The sequence below is a fragment of the Flavonifractor sp. An10 genome (assembly GCF_002161215.1).
Classification (GTDB): domain Bacteria; phylum Bacillota; class Clostridia; order Oscillospirales; family Oscillospiraceae; genus Flavonifractor; species Flavonifractor avistercoris.
In genome coordinates this window covers 152,167-170,702 of the sequence record NZ_NFMB01000008.1, presented here as the reverse complement: position 1 = coordinate 170,702, position 18,536 = coordinate 152,167, and the positions used below count along the sequence as shown (strand labels likewise).

Here is an 18,536-nt window from a genome sequence, read left to right as displayed (position 1 = left end):
GGTTAATCGCGCTGAGAGTGGAGGTTCATGGAGTGGTTGAGCTTGCCGATGATCAGCAGGACAGCCACCATGGAGACCACGGCGATGATCAGGTCGATCACCACGTTCTGGATCTGGCCGGCGATGATGTAGTTGACGAAGGCAACCGCCGCCACGGTGACCGCGTAGGGCATCTGAGTGGCCACGTGGTTCAGGTGGTAGCACTGAGCGCCGGTGGAGGCCATGATGGTGGTATCGGAAATGGGGGAGCAGTGGTCGCCCATAACCGCGCCGCCCAGGGTGGCCGCGATGGCGATCATCAGGATGTCGTGGCCGGGGCCGATGTCAGCGGCAGTCAGCTCAGAGGCGCTGACGCCGGCGAACACGGGGATCACGATGGGCAGCAGGATGGTGAAGGTACCCCAGGAGGTGCCGGTGGCGAAGCCCAGGCCGCAGGCGATGATGAAGACCACGGCGGGCAGGAAGTTCTGCAGGCTGGAGCCGAAGCTGCGGACGAAGTCGGCCACGAACTCGGGAGCGCCCAGAGCCTTGGTGATGTCGCCGATAGTCCAGGCGAAGCAGAGGATCAGGATGGCGGGAACCATCTGCTTGAAGCCCTCGGGCAGGCAGTCCATCAGCTCGGTGAAGTTCATGGAGCGGCGGATCATGAAGTAGACCATGTCGATGATCAGGGCAACCAGGCCGCCGAGAGCCAGAGCGGGGCCGGCGGAGGTGTTGGCGAAGGCGGTGAGGATGTCATGGCCGCCGCCCTGGAAGCCGACGATCAGCAGGCCGGCCACGCAGCAGATGATCAGGATGATGACGGGGATGACCAGGTCAATGGTCTTGCCGTTGGGGTTGAACTTCATCTCGGAGGCATCGGCATAGGGCCGGTGCTCGGTGGTGTAGAGGTCACCCTTGGCGGCGTTGTCCTCGTGGGTCTTCATGGGGCCGTAGTCGATGTTCATGCAGGTCATCACGATGATGAACACCATGGTCAGGATGGCGTAATAGTTGTAGGGGATGGCCTTCAGGAAGATCTGGAAGCCCACCTCCTCGTTGCCGATAACGCCGGTGACGGCCGCGGCCCAGGAGGACACGGGCATCATGATACAAACAGGAGCGGCGGTGGCGTCGCACATGTAGGACAGCTTGGCGCGGGAGATGTGGTGGCCGTCCGCCACGGGGCGCATCACGTTACCAGTGGTCAGGTTGTTGAAGTAGTCGTCCACGCCCAGCACGATGGCCAGGATGAAGGTGGCCCACAGGGCGCCGGACTTGGTCTTGATGTGGGCAACAGCCCAGTCGCCGTAGGCCTTGGAGCCGCCGGCCCGGATCATCAGGGCCACCAGGGTTCCCAGCAGAACCAGGAACATCAGGATGGAGGCGTTGCCGCCCACGTTGGTGCACAGACGGTCAACGAAGTCCTGCAGGGCGGCCAGCAGGTTGCCGTTGACGTACAGCAGGCATCCGACGAAGATGCCCAGGAACAGGGACGAATACACTTCCTTGGTGATCAGTGCCAGGACGATTGCCACCACGGGCGGCAGGATGGAAAAGATGGTGTTGTACGCGACGCTGTCAGGGGTCTCACCCTCGGCAAAAGCCACGGTGACCATGACGCATGCCAGGGCGAATACGACGAGCAGGAACCTTCCAAAGCGTTGCATTCGTGGTGAGTTCATAATAACCCTCCCTTTTTTTGTGTGAATCCTATAAGCCTCCCCAACCCTAGGATTCGTACCCTATAATACACCATTATTCACAATTTGGCAATACTTTTTGGGCAATTTTAATAAATTCAATCACACTTTAATGTGCTAAACCTCACATTTTCAGCAAAATGTTCTCATTTTGCAAGGATCTTTCCACCCGCTGGAACGTTTTCTCGTCCGGGCAGCGGATGGTGTGGAGGTGGATTCCGCCCGTCAGATCGGACAGCGGGCGGGCTCCGTGGGCCTCCACCCGGGTCAGGAACTCCTGCACGTCGTACCGGGAGCGCACACCCAGCAGCCCGGTGAGCTGGCCGTAGACCGGGTGCTCCACGATCACGTCCACCACCTCACCCCCGGCGTCCACGATGGCGTTGAGCTCCCGCTCCATATCCCCGGGCGCGTGGACGCAGGCCACCCGCCGCTCGATGCCGGAGCTTCCCCGGCCCAGCAGGTAGCCCCGGGGGGTGGCCGCGATGTCCGCACCCCCCGCCCGCAGCAGGGCCACGTCCCCCACGATGATCTGCCGGCTGACGGAAAACCGCTCGGCCAGGGCGGTGGCGCTCACCGGCCCGTCCGCCTCCTCCAGCGCCCGGGCCACCGCCCGCCGACGCTCCTGGGCACTGATGCCTGTCATCTGCCCATTCCCCCTTTCTGCCCTCCAGTATATCAGCTTCCCCACCCGCTGTAAATCACCTTGCTTTTTCCTTCGCATCGCGTTAGAATAGGGGTGCGATTCTGAACGGAAGGAGGCGGAGCCATGACGCGGGAGGAGGCCTTTGAATTTCTCGACCGGACGGCCCGGGGCATCGCCGAGATGTTCGGCTCCAGCTGCGAGACCCTGGTACACGACATGGGGGATCCCCGCCACCCCATCCTCTCTATCTACAACGGACACGTGTCCGGCCGCACGGTGGGCTCCACCCTGGATATCCTGGGCACCGCCAAGGAGCTGGATCACGACGCCCTGGTCACCGACTTTGTCAATCTGTATGCCACCACCCCCTCGGGCCAGCAGGTCAAGAGCAGCACCTTTCACCTCATTGGGGACGGCTTCAATCTGGCCCTGGGCATCAACTTCGACTACTCCTCCCTGGTGTACGCCAACCGGATCCTGGTGGATCTCATGAGCGCTGAGGCGGATCTCCAGAGCGCCATGTGGCACGGGGGGGACAGCCGGCTGGCCGACATCTTTGACGAGTGCCTCACCGCCGTGGGCAAGCCGGTGAACGCCCTGAACAAGCGGGATCGGATGAAGATCATCGCCCTGCTGGATCAGAAAAACGCCTTTTCCTTCCGCAAGTCCGTGCCCTTTGTGGCCAAGCGCCTCCAGGTGTCCCGGTACACGGTGTACAAGTACCTGGGGGAGCTGTCCGGCGCCCAGCCGGAGGAGGCGGACGAGGAAGAAACCGATTCCAACTGATTCCATATCTATATATTAAGGAGGTACACTCCGTGTACGAGCAGCAGATCAACGCCTATTTTGACGCTCCCGCCCGCCGGGCGCAGCTGGTGGAGGCCGTCTCCCGGCTGGTGCGCATCCGCAGCGTCCGGGAGGAGCCCCAGCCCGGCATGCCCTTCGGCCCCGGCCCCGCCGCCGCCCTGGACGAGGCCCTGAAGCTGGCCGGGGAGCTGGGCTTTGCCGTCAAAAACTACGACAACTATGTGGGCGCGGTGGATCTCAATGACAAGGACACCGCCCTGCACATCCTCTGTCACCTGGACGTGGTGGGGGAGGGCACCGGCTGGACGGTGACGGAGCCCTACGAGCCGAAGGAGGTGGACGGCATGCTCTACGGCCGGGGCACCGATGACGACAAGGGCCCCGCCGTGGCCGCCCTGCTGGCCATGCAGGCGGTGCGCGAGCTGGGTGTGCCCCTGAAGCACAACGCCCGGCTGCTTCTGGGCACCGACGAAGAGAGCGGCTCCAGCGACATTGAGTATTATTATGGGAAGGAGCCCTACGCCCCCTGCACCTTCTCCCCCGACGGGGAGTTCCCGGTGATCAACATCGAGAAGGGCAGCTACAAGCCGGTGTTCACCAAGACCTGGGAGGCGGAGACCGCCACCCCCCGGGTGAAGGAGTTCCACGGCGGCTTCCGCATCAACGTGCTGCCGCCGGAGGCGGAGTGCGTCATCGCCGGCCTGTCCGCCCAGGCGGCCCAGTCCTGCTGCGACCAGGCCGCCGCCCACACCGGCGCGTCCTTCGAGCTGCGGGAGGAGGGGGACGATCTCCGCATCCTCTGCCACGGCACCGGCGCCCACGCCTCCACCCCGGAGGAGGGCAACAACGCCATCACCGCCCTGCTCCACCTGCTGACCCTTCTGCCCCTGGCCAAGGTGGGCTCCACTGCCGCCCTCCGCGCCCTGGCCGTCCTCTTCCCCCACGGGGACTGCGCCGGCAAGGCCCTGGGCATCGCCCAGGCCGACGAGATCTCCGGCCCCCTGACCCTGGCCTTCTCCCTGCTGGAGGTCACCCCCACCGGCCTGTCCGGCCAGTTCGACAGCCGGGTGCCCATCTGCGCCAATGAGGCCAACTGCAAGGCCGCGGCGGAGGCCGCCTTTGCCAAATTCGGCTTCACCGCCTCCGGCGAGATGGAGGCCCCCCACCACACCCCCGCCGACACCCCCTTTGTGTCCACCCTGCTCAAGTGCTACGAGCAGTTCACCGGCCAGAAGGGCGAGTGCCTGGCCATCGGCGGCGGCACCTACGTCCACCACATCCCCGGCGGCGTGGCCTTCGGCTGCGCCATGCCCGGCTTCAACGGCAACATGCACGGGGCGGACGAGCACACCTGCATCGCGGATCAGCTCACCGCGGCAAAAATCTTCACCCAAGCCATCATCGACCTGTGCGGATAATGTAAGCTCGCCAATCTATCAGGAAGAAAGAGAGGAATCTGTATGTACAAGCTGTGGAAACGCGTCATCTCCCTGACCCTGTCCCTGGCCCTGCTGATTCCCCTGGCCGCCTGCGGCGGCGGCCTCTCCCCCGACGATGCCACCACCTATATCCAGGGGATCCTGGACGAAAACTACAAGGGCATCTATGATGCCAAGTTCCTGGAGATGATCGACAGCACGGAGACCGAGGCCCAGGAGATCTATCAGAACAGCATCGAGGTGGAGGCCGATTTCCTCATCGGCTCCCTCATGGACAACGCACCCACAGAGGAGCAGCGCAGCGAGCTCATCGAGCTGTACAAGGAGATCTACGCCAAGGCCTCCTACACCGTGGACACTGCCACGGAGATCGACGAGACCACCTACGGCGTGAAGGTTACGGTGGCCCCCATCGACATCTTCCACCAGCTCATGGACGAGGTGAGCAACGGCACCACCTTCACCGAGTTCAACGCCCAGTACCCCGACACCATGGACGACGCCCAGTACTACGAGTACGAGATCGCCTGGTTCCAGCTGGTGCTGGACACCCTGCGGGAGCTGATCCCCAGCCTGGGCTATCTGGAGGAGCAGAGCCTGGTGGTGCAGGTCACCCTGGGGGATGACAACTACTGGAGCCTCAACGAGGACGACTTCAACAACCTGGACTGGCTGATCATCGACTACAATTTCTGAGTCTGCACACCAGAGCCCGCGGCGGAGGCCGCGGGCTCTTTTTCTCTCTTATTGGAAAGTTTACTTGACATCCACAGACCGGTGTGCTATAACATAAATGGAAAGCAAGCTTTCCAAAGGAGGGATTCCCGTGAAAAACCGACTGGAGGAACTGCGGAAGGCGCGGGGGATCACCCAAGAGGAGCTGGCCGCCCTGCTGGAGGTCTCCCGCCAGACCATCAGTTCCCTGGAGAAGGGCCGGTACAACCCCTCGATCCTGCTGGCCTTCAAAATTGCCCGGTACTTCGGGCAGAGCATCGAGGATATCTTTTTGTATGAGGAGGATGCGCAATGAAGAAGCGGAGAAATCAGGGCTGGGTGCCCTTCCTGCTGGGCCTGGCCCTGCTGCTGGGCGCCTGGCTGCTGCTGAAGCTGATTCCCGGCCTGGACGCGGAACACTGGCGGGTGGTGCCCTTCCTGGCCCTGGGAGTGGGCTGCGGGCTGTTCGGCAGCGGCGCCGGGGAGTTGCTGGCCGCCCAGGCCATGAAGAAGCACCCCGAACTGCAAAAGCAGCAGGAGATCAACCAGAAGGACGAGCGCAACGTGGCTCTCGGCAACGCCGCCAAGGCCAGGGGCTACGACCTGATGACCTTCGCCTTCGGGGCCATGCTCCTGTTCTCCGCCCTGATGGAGGCGGATCTGCTCCTCACCCTGGTGATGGTGGCGGTCTATCTGTTCATCCAGTTTTACACCCTCTGGTGGCGCTTCAAGCTGGAAAAGGAGATGTGAGACATGGAACCCAAGGAATTTCTGGCCTTTCTGGGCAGGCTGGAGAAGCTCAAGTGCAACACCCGCCACTCCTGGACTTCCACCGGCCGGCACGAGACGGTGGCCGCCCACTCCTGGCGGCTGGCGGTGATGGCCCTGCTGCTGAAAAACGAGCTGCCCGGGGTGGACATGGACAAGGTGCTGCGCATGTGCCTGCTCCACGACATCGGGGAGGCGGTCACCGGCGACATCCCCTCCTTTGAGAAAACCGAGGACAACGAGGAGACCGAGCGGCAGGCCATCGCCGGGCTGCTCGCCCCCCTGCCCGACGGGCTGCGGGGGGAGCTGACGGCACTGTTCGCCGAGATGGACGCCCTGGCCACCCCGGAGGCCCGGGTCTACAAGGCCCTGGACAAGCTGGAGGTGGTGGTGCAGCACAACGAGGCCCCCCTGGACACCTGGCTGCCTCTGGAGCGGGAGCTGAACCAGACCTACGGCATCCCCGAGGCCGCCCCCTTCCCGCCCCTGGCCGCCCTGCGGGAGCAGGCCCGGCTGGACACCCTGGCCAAGCTGGGACAGAAGGACAATTGAGAAAATACGACGGCCTCCGGCATGCGCCGGGGGCCTGTTCTGTGCTATTCGTCTGTCTCCGGCCGCTCCGCCCGGGTGTAGAGGAGCACCGAGCCCAGCACCACCACGCCGCCGAAGAGCTGGAGGGGGGTGGGCACCTCGTGAAACAGGGGGATGGCCGCCAGGGTGGAGAACACCGGCTCGCACAGCTTGGCGGCTGAGACGTAGGAGGGGGAGAGATACTTGAGGCACCAGCTGAACAGGCTGTGGCCCAGCAGGGTGCACAGCACCGCCAGGGCCAGGCCCATGAACAGCTCCCGGGTTCCGTAGCCCACCAAGGGCGTACCCGTCCCCGCCGTCAGCGCCACCAGGGTGACGAAGCAGGCCAGGTAGGTCAAAAAGGTGTACACCGTGGTGGACAGGTGGCCCCGCTGCACCCGGCCGATGAGGGTGTAGAGGGCAGAGGCCACGGCGGCGGCCAGGGCCAGCAGGTTGCCGGACAGCTCCCCCGCCTCCACCCCGCCGGAGAGGGCCAGCACCGCACTGCCCCCGAAGGCCAGGAGGATGGCCGCCACCCCCAGCCGGGGGATCTTCCCCTTGAGAAACAGGGCAAAGCCGATGGCGGTAAAAATCACCTCTGTACTCACCAGCACGGTGGAGGCGGATACGCTGGTAAGACGCAGGGACTCGAACCAGGCCAGAAAGTGAATGGCCAGGCAGATCCCGCTGGCCGCGCACAGGAGCACGTCCCGCCCAGTGACCCGTTTCAGCTCCGCCCGGTACCGGAGGAGCACCACCGGCAGCAGAAGCAGCACCGTCCATCCCAGCCGGTACACCGCCAGCACCCCCGACGGGGCCCGGGAGAACCGCACCAGGATGGCGGAGGCGGAGATGCCCAGCACCCCCACCATCAGAATCAGCTTGCTGCGGCTCGTCCCCACGCATCTCTCCTCCTTTCCCTTTTCCAACAGTATAGCAGAGGCGGCCGGCCGGTACAAGTGCGGGACAAAAAATCGAGGGCCGGCAGTGCCGGCCCTCGATGATTGTTCAGCAGGGCTTGTCTTACTTGGAAGCCTTGACGGCGCGGATGGCCTCGATGAGCATGGGGGTGACCTTGTAGAGGTCGCCCACGATGCCGTAGGAGGCAACGTCGAAGATGGGGGCGGTCTCGTTCTTGTTCACCGCGATGATGCACTCGGAGTCCTGCATGCCCGCCAGGTGCTGGATGGCGCCGGAGATGCCCAGGGCCACATAGATGCGGGGGTGCACGGTCTTGCCGGTCTGGCCCACCTGGTGGTCGGCGGAGATCCAGCCCGCGTCAACCACGGCACGGCTGGAGCCAACCACGCCGCCCAGGACGCCGGCCAGCTCCTCGGCCAGCTTGATGCCGCCCTCCACGTCCTTGGAGATGCCGCGGCCCACGGAAACCACCACGTCGGCGCCGATCAGATCCACCATCTTCTTGGCGGCCTTCACGACCTCCACGACCTCCACGTGGATGTCCTCCTTGGACAGCTTCACATCCACGTTCTCGATCACGGTCTTGGCAGCGCCGGCCTCGTCATAGGGCTGGGTCTGCATCACGCCGGGACGCACGGTGGACATCTGGGGACGGAACCGGGGGCAGATGATGGTGGCCATCAGGTGACCGCCGAAGGCCGGACGGGTCATCTTCAGGTTGGTGTTCTCCTCGAACTTGGTGTTGTCCACGTCGATGGTGGAGGTGGTCTTCAGGAAGGCCTTGTACTTCTCCACATCCACATCCAGGTGGGTGCAGTCGGCGGTCAGGCCGGTGTGCAGACGGGCCGCGCAGCGGGGGCCCAGGTCACGGCCGATGTTGGTGGCGCCAATCAGGAAGATCTCCGGCTTCTTGTCCTCCACCAGGTCGCAGATGACCTTGGTGTAGGCGTCGGTGGTGTACACGTCCAGCAGCTCGTGGTTGCAGTAGTAGACCTTGTCCGCGCCGTAGCCGCCCAGCGCCTTCAGGTAGTCCTCCTTGATGTCCTTGCCCAGCACCACGCCGCACAGCTCCACGCCCAGGTCGTTGGCCAGCTTCCGGCCCTCGCTCAGCAGCTGGTAGCTGGTGGACATGATCACGCCCTCGCGCTGCTCACAGAATACCCATACGCCCTTGAAGGCGGCGGTGTCTTTACTATCAAAAGCCATTGTGTTGCTCTCCTTTCAATTAGATGATGTGCTTGTCGTTGAGGATGGAGACCAGCTTTTCCACGGTCGCCTTGTCAGCGCCCTCCATCATCATTCCGGCGCCCTTCACCGGGGGAGAGAAGGACTTGTACACATTCGTGGGAGAGCCCTTCAGACCGATGGTGTCCACATCGATCAGGGGATCGTCCTTCAGCGTCTCGTAGTTGTAGATCTCCAGAGGCTTCTGATAGCACTCCATGATGCCGCCCACGCTCATGTAACGGGCGGTGTTCAGCTCCTTCACGCAGGTGATCAGGCAGGGAGTCTGCACCTTGATGGTCATGTAGCCGTCCTCCAGCAGGCGCTTCACGGTGACGGTCTTGCCCTCCACCTTGATCTCGGCGGCGTAGGACACCTGGGGCAGGTGCAGCTTCTCGGCGATCTGGGGGCCCACCTGGGCGGTATCGCCGTCGATGGCCTGACGGCCGCAGAAGATGATGTCGTCATCCTCCACGCCGATCTTCTTCACAGCGGCGGCGAGGATCTGAGAGGTGGCGTAGGTATCGGAGCCGCCGAACTCACGGGCGGACACCAGCACGGCCTCGTCCGCGCCCATGGCCAGCAGCTCGCGCAGCATGCCCTCGGCGGGCGGGGGGCCCATGGACACCACGACCACCTTGCAGCCGGTGGCGTCCTTGATCCGCAGGGCGGCCTCAACTGCCGCCAGGTCGTCGTGGTTGGTGATGGTCGCCATGGCGGCACGATCCATGGTGCCGTCTTCCTTCACCGCCACCACGCCGGACGTATCCGGAACCTGCTTGACACAAACAATGCATTTCATATCGTTAATTTCCCTCCAGTTCCGTTTAGTTCACGCCCAGGTTGGCGGAGATGACCATCCGCTGAACCTCGCTGGTGCCCTCGTAGATCTCGGTGATCTTCGCGTCACGCATCATGCGCTCCATGGGGTACTCACGGGTGTAGCCGTAGCCGCCGAACAGCTGCACGCAGCGGCGGGTCACGTCGCTGGCCGTCTCGGCCGCCACCAGCTTGGCCATGGCCGCGTCCACGGTGTAGGGCTCGTGGTTCTGCTTCTTCATCGCCGCGGAATACACCAGCCACTTGGCCGCCTCGGTCTTGGCGTGCATGTCCGCCAGCTGGAACTGGGTGTTCTGGAACTGGGAGATGCGCTTGCCGAACTGCACGCGCTCCTTGGTGTACTTGATGGTCTCCTCAATAGCGCCCTCGGCCAGGCCCAGAGCCTGGGAGGCAATGCCGATACGGCCGCCGTCCAGGGTCTTCATGGCGATGGCGAAGCCCTTGCCCTGCTTGCCCAGCAGACGATCCTTCGGAATCACGCAGTCCTCCATGATCAGCTCGCAGGTGGAGGAGCCGCGGATGCCCATCTTCTTCTCGTGCTTGCCCACGGAGAAGCCGGGGTCGGTGCGCTCCACGATGAAGGCGGAGATCTCCTTCTTCTTCCGGCCGCGCTTGTCGGTGGTGATGCCGGTCACAGCGATAATCACGAACACGTTGGCATAGCCGGCGTTGGTGATGAAGATCTTGGAGCCGTTGAGAATCCAGTTCTCACCCTTCTCGTCCAGCACGGCCACGGTCTGCTGGCCCTGGGCGTCGGTGCCCGCGCCGGGCTCGGTCAGGCCGAAGGCGCCCAGCCACTCGCCGGAGCACAGCTTGGGCAGGTACTTCTGCTTCTGCTCCTCGGTGCCGTTCTCATAGATGGGGGCTGCGCACAGGGAGGTGTGGGCGGACACAATAACGCCCGTGGTGCCGCACACCTTGCTCAGCTCCTCCACGCACATGGCATAGCTCAGCACGTCGGCGCCGGCGCCGCCATACTCCTTGGGGAAGTAGATGCCCAGCATGCCCAGCTTGGCCATCTTCTTCACCGTCTCCTCGGGGAACGCCTCGTTCTCGTCCACCCACTCGGCCAGGGGCTTGACTTCGTTTTCGGCGAAGTCACGGTACATCTTGCGGAGCATTTCCTGCTCTCTGGAAAGGTGCAGATCCATTTGTTGCCTTCCTCCTAGATTTATATTTCAGAACGGCGGGCGGGAGTTTTTTGGGCTCCCGCCCGTCATCGCTCGCACAGAAATGAACTTACTTCTTGGTGTAGTCGTAGAAGCCCACGCCGGTCTTGCGGCCCAGCTTGCCGGCGCGCACCATCTTGCGCATCAGCAGGGAGGCGCGGTACTTGGGATCGTGAGTCTCGTTGTACAGGGTGTCCATGATGGCCAGGCACACGTCCAGGCCCACCAGATCGCCCAGGGCCAGGGGGCCCATGGGGTGGTTGGCGCCCAGCTTCATGGCGGTGTCAACGCCCTCCACGCTGGCCACGCCGGTGTACACCAGGTCGCAGGCCTCGTTGATCATGGGGATCAGAATCTTGTTCACCACAAAGCCGGGGGCCTCGTTGACCTCAACGGGCTCCTTGCCGATGGCCTTCGCCAGCTCGGCGATGGTGTTGTAGGTCTCGTCGGAGGTGTGAGCGCCGCGGATGACCTCCACCAGCTTCATGACCGTGGCGGGGTTGAAGAAGTGCATGCCGATGAACTTGTCGGGGCGCTGGGTGGCCGCGGCAATGGCGGTGATGGAGATGGAGGAGGTGTTGGAGGCCAGGATGGTCTCGCTCTTGCAGATCTTGTCCAGCTCGGCAAAGATGCTCTTCTTGATGTCCAGGTTCTCGATGGCGGCCTCCACGACCAGATCGGCATCGGCGGCAGCATTCAGATCGGTGGTGAAGGTCATCTTGTCGGTGATGGCCTTCTTGCCGGCCTCGTCCATCTTGCCCTTGGCAACCAGCTTGTCCAGGCCCTTGTTCAGACGGGCCTCGGACTTCTGGATGATCTCGTCATTGATGTCGCGAACCACCACATCATAGCCGCTGCGGGCAAACACCTGGGCGATGTCCAGGCCCATGGTGCCGCCGCCGATGACAACTACCTTTTTCATAGTATGTAACCTCCTAGCTGTTTCTCATTGTCCCAACTGGGACTGAGCTGATATTCGCATTTACTTGTTCTGGAAATGTTTCTCTGCGCGCTTCTCCAGGAACGCGCCCGCGTCCTCGCAAAGTCCGCTGTGTTCCGCTTCCGCCTTGCGGCGAAAGCTCCACACCACTCCCTTGCTCGTCCTTTCCCCACCGAACCCACTTCGCTGGGCTTCGGCGGGGGCCCCGCTGGTCAGGGCATGGGCGCGGGCTTGGCACTTATTTGTTCTGGAAATGCTTCTCGGTACGCTTCTCCAGGAACGCGCCCATGCCCTCGTCCTTGTCGGCGGTGCCGCAGCAGACGCCGAAGGCCTCGGCCTCAAAGGCGGAGCCGGTGGCGATGTCGGTCTGCATGCCCATGCGGATGCACCGCTTAGACTCCTGCACCGCAATCTGGGCGTTGGCGCAGATTGCCTGGGCCAGTTCGATAGCCCTGGGCATCAGCTCCTCGGCGGGGTACACCTCGCTGACCAGGCCGATGGCCTTGGCCTCGTCGGCCTTGATGGTCTTGGCGGTGAGAATCAGTTCCATGGCCTTGCTGACGCCCACGATGCGGGGCAGCCGCTGGGTGCCGGCGAAGCCGGGGGTGATGCCCAGGCCCACCTCGGGCTGGCCGAACCGGGCCTTCTCACTGGCCAGGCGGATGTCGCAGGCCATGGACAGCTCGCAGCCGCCGCCCAGGGCGAAGCCGTTTACCGCGGCGATGACGGGCTTGGCCATGTTCTCCAGCTTGAGGAACACGCCGCCGCCGTGCACGCCGAACTTCTTGCCGTCGATGGAGGAGAAGCCCTTCATCTCGCCGATGTCGGCGCCCGCCACAAAGGAACGGCCCGCGCCGGTCAGAATCATCACGTAGATCTCGTCGTCCGCAGCCACCTGGTCGATCATCGCGTCCAGATCGTCCAGCACCTGGCTGTTCAGTGCGTTCAGAGCCTCCTGGCGGTCGATGGTGACGATGCCCACATGGCCCTGCTTTTCCAGCTTTACAAAGCCCATTCGTTCTGCCTCCTTGCTCTCTCGGGATGGAATTGCTAATTGTTATTTTTTTAACACAAACCTTCCTTATAAGTATACCGCTTTCCAACCAAACAGGCAAGCAAAATGCGAGAAAAAAGCGTTATTTTTTTATCAAAGAATATGGTCATTCTGCACAATTTACTAAAAAATCATCCTAATCTCCTCGGAATAATTTGTAAACCAATTCGTTTTGGAACAAAACTCGCACGCGGCACTTCCCCTGCCCCGGGCCGGCCCTGTGCAATCTGCCGTCCCCTCTATCCTGCCAGCCCGCTCAGCCAGCCGTTCAGCGGCACATAGGCCAGCGGCAGAAAGATGGCGGGCAGCATATTGCTCCCACCGGATGTCCCATCCGGCGGGAGCCCTTGATTCCATCCAAAGCGCCGGAAGTGAATTCCGGCGATTGCAAGGTTTTGGCTCCGCCAAAACGCTTGACGGCGCAGGCGCCGTCCCGCTGCGCGGGGTGGGCAATCCGCTGCCCCACTACCCCGTCAGCCCGCTCAGCCAGCCGCTCAGCGGCACATAGGCCAGCGGCAGAAAGATGGCGGGCAGCATATTGCCCACGCGGAGCTTCTCCCTGGGCAGGCCCAGCATGTTCAGGCCGATGCCCACGATGATGGTGCCTCCCACAGCGCACATCTCGGTGACGATGGCCGGGTCGATGCCCTGGCCCACCGCGCCGAAGATCAGGGTCATGCCCCCCTCGTACACCAGGATGGGGAGGGCGGAGAAGGCCACGCCGACGCCCATGGCGGCGGCAAAGGTAACGGCGGTGACGCCGTCGATCACCGACTTGGAGATGAGGATGCTGTAGTCCCCCTGCATGCCGGCGGCCATGGCCCCGTTGATAGCCATGGCGCCCACACAGAACAGGACGGTGGCGTTGACGAAGCCCTCCACAAAGCGGCTGTTTCCCTCGCCCCGGATCAGCCTGCGGCGGAGCAGCTCCCCCGCCCCCTCCATCCGCTTTTCAATGTTGATGGCCTCCCCCAGCAGGGTTCCCACCACCATGCAGATGATGACGCACAGGGTGTCGGCGGTGGCAATCATATTGGAGATGCCGATGCCCAGCACGCACAGGCCCAGGGCAAAGGTGAGCCCCGAGGAGAACCGGGGCGGGATGCGGCCGCGGAAAAGCAGCCCCAGCAGGCTGCCCAGCAGGATCAGTGCTACATTGATGAAGGTTGCGGGCAAGGCGCTCACTCACTTTCGTACTGCAATGTGATAATGTGTCTATCATATACGCTCCGGCCCGGTTTGTCAAAACTTTTCCCCAGGCATGGCGGACAACCCGTGGTGAATAGGGTGTAATTGTCCCGGATACCCGCTCGGAAGGGGGCCGCGCCTTGAAACTCGACCGCACGTCCATGCTCTACGGCACGCTGGTGCTGACGCTCACCAGCATCGTCTCCCAATTTCTCGGCTTCGTCTACCGCATCTTCCTCTCCCGGCTCATCGGCGCGGAGGTGATGGGGCTCTACCAGCTGATCATGCCGGTGTTCTCCGTCCTCCTCTCCCTCACCGCCGTGGGGCTGACGGCGGCGGTGTCCAACCTGTCCTCCCAGTACCACGCCATGGGCCGCCCCGCCGTGATCGGGCAGGTGCTCCGCCGCTGCCTGGCGTGCTTCCTCCTGCTGTTCGCCGCCGTGGCGGCGGTGGTGGTGGTGCTCTACGACCCCATCTCGGTCTATCTGCTGGGGGATGCCCGCACCCAGCTGGGGCTGCTGCTCCTGCTGCCCTGCGTCCTGCTCACCGGGGTGGAGAACCTGCACAAGCACTACTTCTACGGCACGGGCAGCATCCGCCCCCCGGCGGCGGTGGAGCTGTGCGAGCAGTTTATCCGCACCGGTGCGGTGCTGGGCCTGCTGGTGCTCTTCCTGCCCCAGAACCCGGAGCGCACCGTGGGGCTCATCGTCCTGGGCATGATCACCTGCGAGGTGTTCTCCGCCGTCACCCTCTTTTTCCTAACCCGGCGGCGGCTGAGCCGGGCGGGCTCCCGGGAGGAGGGGCGGCACCTGAACCGCCGCATCGCCTCCATCGCGGTGCCCATCGGCCTGACCAGCCTGCTGGGCAACCTGATGGGCTCGGCCACGTCGGTGCTCATCCCCCAGCGGCTGGTTCACGCCGGGGCCCAGGTGTCGGAGGCCATGGAGGCCTTCGGCGTGCTGTGCGGCATGACCCTGCCCATGCTGTGCCTGCCCACCGCCTTCATCGGCGCCCTGGGCCTCGTCCTGGTGCCCAAGCTGGCGGAGGGGGTGGCCCTGGGGCGGCCGGAGCTGGTACGCCGCCGGGTGGGCCGCTCCCTGCTGGCCACGTCGGTGCTCATCCTGCCCGCCATGGCCCTGCTGGCGGCGGTGGGCCCCGATCTGGGGGCCGCCCTCTTCGGGGAGCCCGCGGCGGGCCGGTACATCCTCCCCCTGGCGGCGGGGGTAGCCCTGTCCTGCTACCAGTCGGTGCTGGCCAGCGCCCTCAACGGTCTGGGCAGGCCCCAGGCCGCCGCCCGCAACGCCATCCTCTCCGGCGCGGTGGAGCTGGCCTGCGTCTATATCCTCATGGGCCTGCCCGGCCTGGGGCTGCGGGGCTATGTGGCCGGCTTCCTGGTGTCCACCGCCCTGGGTCTGCTCCTCAACTGGCGGGACGTGCGGCGGTGCACCGGCCTGCGGCCCCGGCTCTTCCAGTGGCTCACCGCCCCCGGCCTGTCCGCCCTGCTGGCCGGGCTGGTGACCAACCTGCTCCGGCAGGTGCTCTCTGACGCGGGCATGTCCCCCCTCTCCGGGGCGGCGGCCTGCCTGGTCTTCGGCACCGTCCTCTACCTAGCCGCCCTCCAGGCCCAGGGGGTGGATCTGCGGAAGATCTTCCGGCTGAGGGGAGCACAGGCCGGTTGACAGCCCTCCGGGAATGGGATATCATGGACTCAGAAAGCCATATGCGGCCTTTGGAACGGAAAGGAGTTGTCCATGATGAGGCGACTGACCGTATGCGCGCTGTTGCTCTGCGCCCTGGCCCTGGCGGGCTGCTCCTCCGGCGGGTCTGCCGCCGACTACCCCGCCGCCATCATGGTGGACGATGTGGTCTATCTGCTGCCCGACCAGCCCTCCCCCGCGGAGGTGGCTGAGGAGGCGATCACCGGATATACCTCCTCCTACACGGACACATTCCCGGAGCAGAACGGCGAGACCAACTTCAATCGGGAGCTGGGGATGCCCTACGCGGTGACGGCGGACGGCCTAGCCGTCCAATACAACAACGAGTGGTATCTGTGCACCCCCATGGAATAGCAAAATCAAAACCGGCACGGTCTATGACCGTGCCGGTTTCTTTTTTCAGATCAGCGCCCGGAACAGGGCGCAGGCGGTGGGCAGCAGGGCGTCGGGGAAGTCGAAGCCGTCGCTGTGCAGGGGCGGGCAGTCCTCCCCGTCCCCCAGCAGGAACATGGCCCCCTCCGCCTGCCGCAGGTACCAGCCGAAGTCCTCGGAGCCCCGCATGGGCTCCGGCATGTCGATGACGGTGAGGCCAAGGCCCTCCGCCGCCCGGCGCACCTTGTCCACGGCGGCGGGGTGGTTGGCTGTCTCGGGGAACACGTCCTTCTCCGCCCGCTCCAGGGTCAGGCCGTACTCCTTCGCCTGCTCCCTGGCCAGCGCCAGCAGGGCCTCCTGGAGGGCGTCCAGTTCCTCCTGGTACTGGGCCCGGAGGGTGAGCAGCAGCTCCCCCTGGTACGCGGAGATGCCGAAGGCCCGCTCCCCCAGGTCGATGCCCACCACGGTGCACAGCACCAGGCCCCGGTGCTCCTCCGGCCGGGTCAGCTCCGGGATGGCGGACACCACCGCCGCCACGGCGGAGGCCGGGTTGCGGCCCAGTTCCGGGGTGCTGGCGTGGGTGGGTACGCCGGTGAAGCGGAGGATCAGCCCCTTGGAGGCGCAGTTCATGGTGCCGGAGCGCAGGGCCACCGCCCCCAGGGGATAGCCGGGCATGTTGTGGAAGGCGTACACCTCCCCGATGCCCTCCTCCCGCAGGAAGGCGGCGCAGGCTTCTCCCCCGCCGCCGATCTCCTCGGCGGGCTGGAAGATCAGGTAGGTGTCCCGCGCCGCCCCCTCTTCATCCAGGGTCAGGCCCAGCAGGGCCAGGGCGGCGCTGTGCCCGTCGTGGCCGCACTTGTGGGCGGCGCCGGGGCAGCGGGAACGGTGGGGGATCGGCAGGGTCTCCTCCATGGGCAGGGCGTCAAAGTCGGCCCGGAAGGCCACTTTCCCCTCCCCCCGGCCCCTGCACCGGGCGTAAAACCAGCTGCCCCGATCCACCACCTCCAGCCGGGTATGGGCCCGAAGGAAGTCCATCAGGGTCTGCCGCGTCCAGAACTCCCGGCCGGACAGCTCCGGGTGGGCGTGGAGGGCATGGCGCAGCTGCACCGCCAGATCAAGCCGTTCGTCACTCATGATTCTTTTCCTTTCCCTTGTCCTGGAACTTCTCTTTTCCCTTTTCCGCGGCAGGCTTCTCCTTTCCCTTGTCGGCGCTCTCCGCCTCCGGCGGGAGCACCTCCACCCGGATCTCCAGCGCCCGGCGGTGATCCACCCGGGTGACGGTCACGTCCAGGCCGTCGGAGACAAAGTGATCCCCCTCCTCGGGCACCTTGCCGATGCGCTCCATGACCCAGCCGGAGATGGTGTTGGCGTCGCACTCCCCCTTGATGGCGAACAGGTCAAACAGGTCGGTGAGATCGGCGGAGCAGGAGATGAGGTAGCTGCCGTCGCTCTGCCGGCGGAACTCCTCAATCACCTCGTCGTGCTCGTCCCAGATCTCGCCCACCAGCTCCTCCACGATGTCCTCCAGGGTGACCAGGCCCTCGGTGCCGCCGTACTCGTCCACCACGATGACCATGTGGGCCTTCTCCTTCTGGAGGATGCGCAGCAGCTCGGAGATCTTGGTGTTGCCGGTGGTGTAGAGTACGGGGCCCAGGAACTGCCTGACGTCGCTGATGCCCCGGTAGCGGGCGGCGTGGAAGTCCTTCTCGTGGATGACGCCGATGATGTTGTCGATGTCCTCGTGGTAGACGGGCAGGCGGGAGTAGCCGCTCTCGGCAAAGGCGTGGGCGATGTCCTCCATGGGGTCGGTGTCCCTCACCGCCACCATGTCCACCCGGGGAGTGAGGATCTCCTCCACCTCCAGGTCGTGGAACTCGATGGCCGCGCGGATAAGCTTGCTCTCGTGCTGATCCAGGCCGCCCTCGCTCTCGGCCTGATCCACCATGGTGACCAGCTCCTCCTCGGTGATGCCCTCCTTGTCCTTGCTGCGCATGATTTTGGACAGGCCCTTTTTCAGCGCGGCGAAGAACCAGTTCACCGGGGTGAGGATCACCATCAGCGTGCCAATGATGGGGGCGGAGAACATGGCGAACTGTTCGGGGAACTCCTTGGCCATGCTCTTGGGGGAGACCTCACCGAAGATGAGCACCACGATGGTGATCACCGCCGTGGCCACCACCGCGCCGTTCTGCAGGTGCAGCCCCACGGTGAAAAACAGGGTGGACAGGGAGGATGCCGTCAGGTTGACGATGTTGTTGCCCACCAGGATGGTGGACAGCAGGTTGTCGTACTTGTCCACCAGCGCCAGGGCCCTGGCGGCCCGGCGGTCGCCGGCGTCGGCCTTGCTCTTGAGGCGGATGCGGTTGAGGGAGGTAAAGGCGGTCTCGGTGGCGGAGAAATAGGCGGAGCAGATCACCATCACCACCATGGCGGCAATCATCCCGATACTGGCACTGTCTAACATAAGAACACAATCAACTCCTG

Annotated in this window: 19 protein-coding genes; 8 read left to right on the top strand and 11 right to left on the bottom strand. The window is 64.2% G+C overall.

Features of this window, described 5'->3' with window-relative positions; all coding sequences use genetic code 11:
- Nucleotides 1–2 precede the first annotated feature (2 nt).
- Together B5E42_RS14890 and B5E42_RS14885 are read right to left on the bottom strand one after the other, a co-directional pair.
- On the bottom strand, nt 3–1,664 hold the full coding sequence (locus B5E42_RS14890) for a Na+/H+ antiporter NhaC family protein (protein WP_087241040.1): 1,662 nt from the start codon (nt 1,662–1,664) through the stop codon (nt 3–5).
- A 142-nt stretch (nt 1,665–1,806) separates the two neighbouring features.
- Nucleotides 1,807–2,328, bottom strand: coding sequence for a transcription repressor NadR (locus B5E42_RS14885; protein WP_087241038.1), 522 nt, complete (start codon nt 2,326–2,328; stop codon nt 1,807–1,809).
- A gap of 123 nt (nt 2,329–2,451) precedes the next feature.
- Here B5E42_RS14885 and B5E42_RS14880 point away from each other — a divergent pair, with 123 nt between their 5' ends.
- The 6 genes from B5E42_RS14880 (at nt 2,452) to B5E42_RS14855 (ending at nt 6,608) form a co-directional block, all read left to right on the top strand.
- Nucleotides 2,452–3,114, top strand: coding sequence for a PAS domain-containing protein (locus tag B5E42_RS14880; RefSeq protein WP_087241036.1), 663 nt, complete (start codon nt 2,452–2,454; stop codon nt 3,112–3,114).
- Nucleotides 3,115–3,146: 32 nt separating this feature from the next.
- Entirely contained in the window at nt 3,147–4,553 is a 1,407-nt protein-coding gene (locus B5E42_RS14875; protein ID WP_087241034.1) for a Sapep family Mn(2+)-dependent dipeptidase, read from the top strand.
- Nucleotides 4,554–4,595: 42 nt separating this feature from the next.
- Nucleotides 4,596–5,270: a hypothetical protein gene (locus B5E42_RS14870; protein WP_087241032.1), complete on the top strand. Its 675-nt coding sequence runs from the start codon at nt 4,596–4,598 to the stop codon at nt 5,268–5,270.
- A 130-nt stretch (nt 5,271–5,400) separates the two neighbouring features.
- The gene (locus B5E42_RS14865) at nt 5,401–5,604 is read left to right on the top strand and encodes a helix-turn-helix transcriptional regulator (RefSeq protein WP_087241030.1); all 204 of its coding nucleotides are present in this window, start codon (nt 5,401–5,403) and stop codon (nt 5,602–5,604) included.
- On the top strand, nt 5,601–6,038 hold the full coding sequence (locus B5E42_RS14860; RefSeq protein WP_087241028.1) for a hypothetical protein: 438 nt from the start codon (nt 5,601–5,603) through the stop codon (nt 6,036–6,038). The genes B5E42_RS14865 and B5E42_RS14860 overlap by 4 nt, the downstream gene beginning before the upstream one ends.
- A 3-nt stretch (nt 6,039–6,041) precedes the next feature.
- Nucleotides 6,042–6,608 carry an HD domain-containing protein gene (locus B5E42_RS14855; protein WP_087241026.1) on the top strand — a complete coding sequence of 189 codons (567 nt, stop codon included), beginning with the start codon at nt 6,042–6,044 and terminating at the stop codon, nt 6,606–6,608.
- Between the two features lie 44 nt (nt 6,609–6,652).
- Here B5E42_RS14855 and B5E42_RS14850 read toward each other — a convergent pair whose 3' ends face one another.
- The 7 genes from B5E42_RS14850 to B5E42_RS14820 all read right to left on the bottom strand — a co-directional run bounded on the left by B5E42_RS14850 (nt 6,653) and on the right by B5E42_RS14820 (nt 13,950).
- Nucleotides 6,653–7,528, bottom strand: a complete 876-nt coding sequence (locus B5E42_RS14850) for a DMT family transporter (RefSeq protein WP_343214199.1) — start codon at nt 7,526–7,528, stop codon at nt 6,653–6,655.
- A gap of 121 nt (nt 7,529–7,649) precedes the next feature.
- Nucleotides 7,650–8,753, bottom strand: a complete 1,104-nt coding sequence (acrA, locus tag B5E42_RS14845; RefSeq protein ID WP_087240901.1) for an acryloyl-CoA reductase electron transfer subunit beta — start codon at nt 8,751–8,753, stop codon at nt 7,650–7,652.
- 19 nt (nt 8,754–8,772) lie between these two features.
- Nucleotides 8,773–9,573 (bottom strand): acryloyl-CoA reductase electron transfer subunit gamma, encoded by an 801-nt coding sequence (gene acrB / locus B5E42_RS14840; RefSeq protein WP_087240903.1) that lies wholly within the window; start codon nt 9,571–9,573, stop codon nt 8,773–8,775.
- A 25-nt stretch (nt 9,574–9,598) separates the two neighbouring features.
- Nucleotides 9,599–10,762, bottom strand: a complete 1,164-nt coding sequence (locus B5E42_RS14835) for an acyl-CoA dehydrogenase (RefSeq protein WP_087241024.1) — start codon at nt 10,760–10,762, stop codon at nt 9,599–9,601.
- Nucleotides 10,763–10,850: 88 nt separating this feature from the next.
- Nucleotides 10,851–11,702, bottom strand: coding sequence for a 3-hydroxybutyryl-CoA dehydrogenase (locus B5E42_RS14830; RefSeq protein WP_087241022.1), 852 nt, complete (start codon nt 11,700–11,702; stop codon nt 10,851–10,853).
- Between the two features lie 256 nt (nt 11,703–11,958).
- A complete protein-coding gene (locus tag B5E42_RS14825) occupies nt 11,959–12,735 on the bottom strand; it encodes an enoyl-CoA hydratase-related protein (RefSeq protein WP_087241020.1) in 777 nt (258 codons plus the stop codon).
- Between the two features lie 504 nt (nt 12,736–13,239).
- Nucleotides 13,240–13,950, bottom strand: coding sequence for a DUF554 domain-containing protein (locus B5E42_RS14820; protein WP_162614002.1), 711 nt, complete (start codon nt 13,948–13,950; stop codon nt 13,240–13,242).
- Between the two features lie 152 nt (nt 13,951–14,102).
- Here B5E42_RS14820 and B5E42_RS14815 point away from each other — a divergent pair, with 152 nt between their 5' ends.
- Entirely contained in the window at nt 14,103–15,641 is a 1,539-nt protein-coding gene (locus B5E42_RS14815; RefSeq protein WP_242967160.1) for a polysaccharide biosynthesis C-terminal domain-containing protein, read from the top strand.
- Nucleotides 15,642–15,716: 75 nt separating this feature from the next.
- On the top strand, nt 15,717–16,034 hold the full coding sequence (locus tag B5E42_RS14810) for a hypothetical protein (RefSeq protein WP_087241014.1): 318 nt from the start codon (nt 15,717–15,719) through the stop codon (nt 16,032–16,034).
- Between the two features lie 45 nt (nt 16,035–16,079).
- On the opposite strand, the gene B5E42_RS14805 is transcribed toward B5E42_RS14810, so the two are convergent.
- Together B5E42_RS14805 and B5E42_RS14800 are read right to left on the bottom strand one after the other, a co-directional pair.
- Complete coding sequence (locus B5E42_RS14805; protein ID WP_087241012.1) at nt 16,080–17,186, bottom strand: amidohydrolase; 1,107 nt, start codon at nt 17,184–17,186, stop codon at nt 16,080–16,082.
- Nucleotides 17,179–18,516 (bottom strand): hemolysin family protein, encoded by a 1,338-nt coding sequence (locus tag B5E42_RS14800; protein ID WP_087241010.1) that lies wholly within the window; start codon nt 18,514–18,516, stop codon nt 17,179–17,181. The genes B5E42_RS14805 and B5E42_RS14800 overlap by 8 nt, the downstream gene beginning before the upstream one ends.
- Nucleotides 18,517–18,536: the final 20 nt, after the last annotated feature.

What these genes read in the sequence shown, in the direction of transcription:
- B5E42_RS14800 (WP_087241010.1), bottom strand. Translation starts at nt 18,516, where the DNA reads ATGTTAGACAGTGCCAGTATCGGGATGATTGCCGCCATGGTGGTGATG.
- acrA (WP_087240901.1), bottom strand. Translation starts at nt 8,753, where the DNA reads ATGGCTTTTGATAGTAAAGACACCGCCGCCTTCAAGGGCGTATGGGTA.
- B5E42_RS14870 (WP_087241032.1), top strand. Translation starts at nt 4,596, where the DNA reads ATGTACAAGCTGTGGAAACGCGTCATCTCCCTGACCCTGTCCCTGGCC.
- B5E42_RS14885 (WP_087241038.1), bottom strand. Translation starts at nt 2,328, where the DNA reads ATGACAGGCATCAGTGCCCAGGAGCGTCGGCGGGCGGTGGCCCGGGCG.
- B5E42_RS14825 (WP_087241020.1), bottom strand. Translation starts at nt 12,735, where the DNA reads ATGGGCTTTGTAAAGCTGGAAAAGCAGGGCCATGTGGGCATCGTCACC.
- B5E42_RS14855 (WP_087241026.1), top strand. Translation starts at nt 6,042, where the DNA reads ATGGAACCCAAGGAATTTCTGGCCTTTCTGGGCAGGCTGGAGAAGCTC.
- B5E42_RS14835 (WP_087241024.1), bottom strand. Translation starts at nt 10,762, where the DNA reads ATGGATCTGCACCTTTCCAGAGAGCAGGAAATGCTCCGCAAGATGTAC.
- B5E42_RS14860 (WP_087241028.1), top strand. Translation starts at nt 5,601, where the DNA reads ATGAAGAAGCGGAGAAATCAGGGCTGGGTGCCCTTCCTGCTGGGCCTG.
- B5E42_RS14810 (WP_087241014.1), top strand. Translation starts at nt 15,717, where the DNA reads ATGAGGCGACTGACCGTATGCGCGCTGTTGCTCTGCGCCCTGGCCCTG.
- B5E42_RS14880 (WP_087241036.1), top strand. Translation starts at nt 2,452, where the DNA reads ATGACGCGGGAGGAGGCCTTTGAATTTCTCGACCGGACGGCCCGGGGC.
- B5E42_RS14805 (WP_087241012.1), bottom strand. Translation starts at nt 17,186, where the DNA reads ATGAGTGACGAACGGCTTGATCTGGCGGTGCAGCTGCGCCATGCCCTC.
- B5E42_RS14830 (WP_087241022.1), bottom strand. Translation starts at nt 11,702, where the DNA reads ATGAAAAAGGTAGTTGTCATCGGCGGCGGCACCATGGGCCTGGACATC.
- acrB (WP_087240903.1), bottom strand. Translation starts at nt 9,573, where the DNA reads ATGAAATGCATTGTTTGTGTCAAGCAGGTTCCGGATACGTCCGGCGTG.
- B5E42_RS14890 (WP_087241040.1), bottom strand. Translation starts at nt 1,664, where the DNA reads ATGAACTCACCACGAATGCAACGCTTTGGAAGGTTCCTGCTCGTCGTA.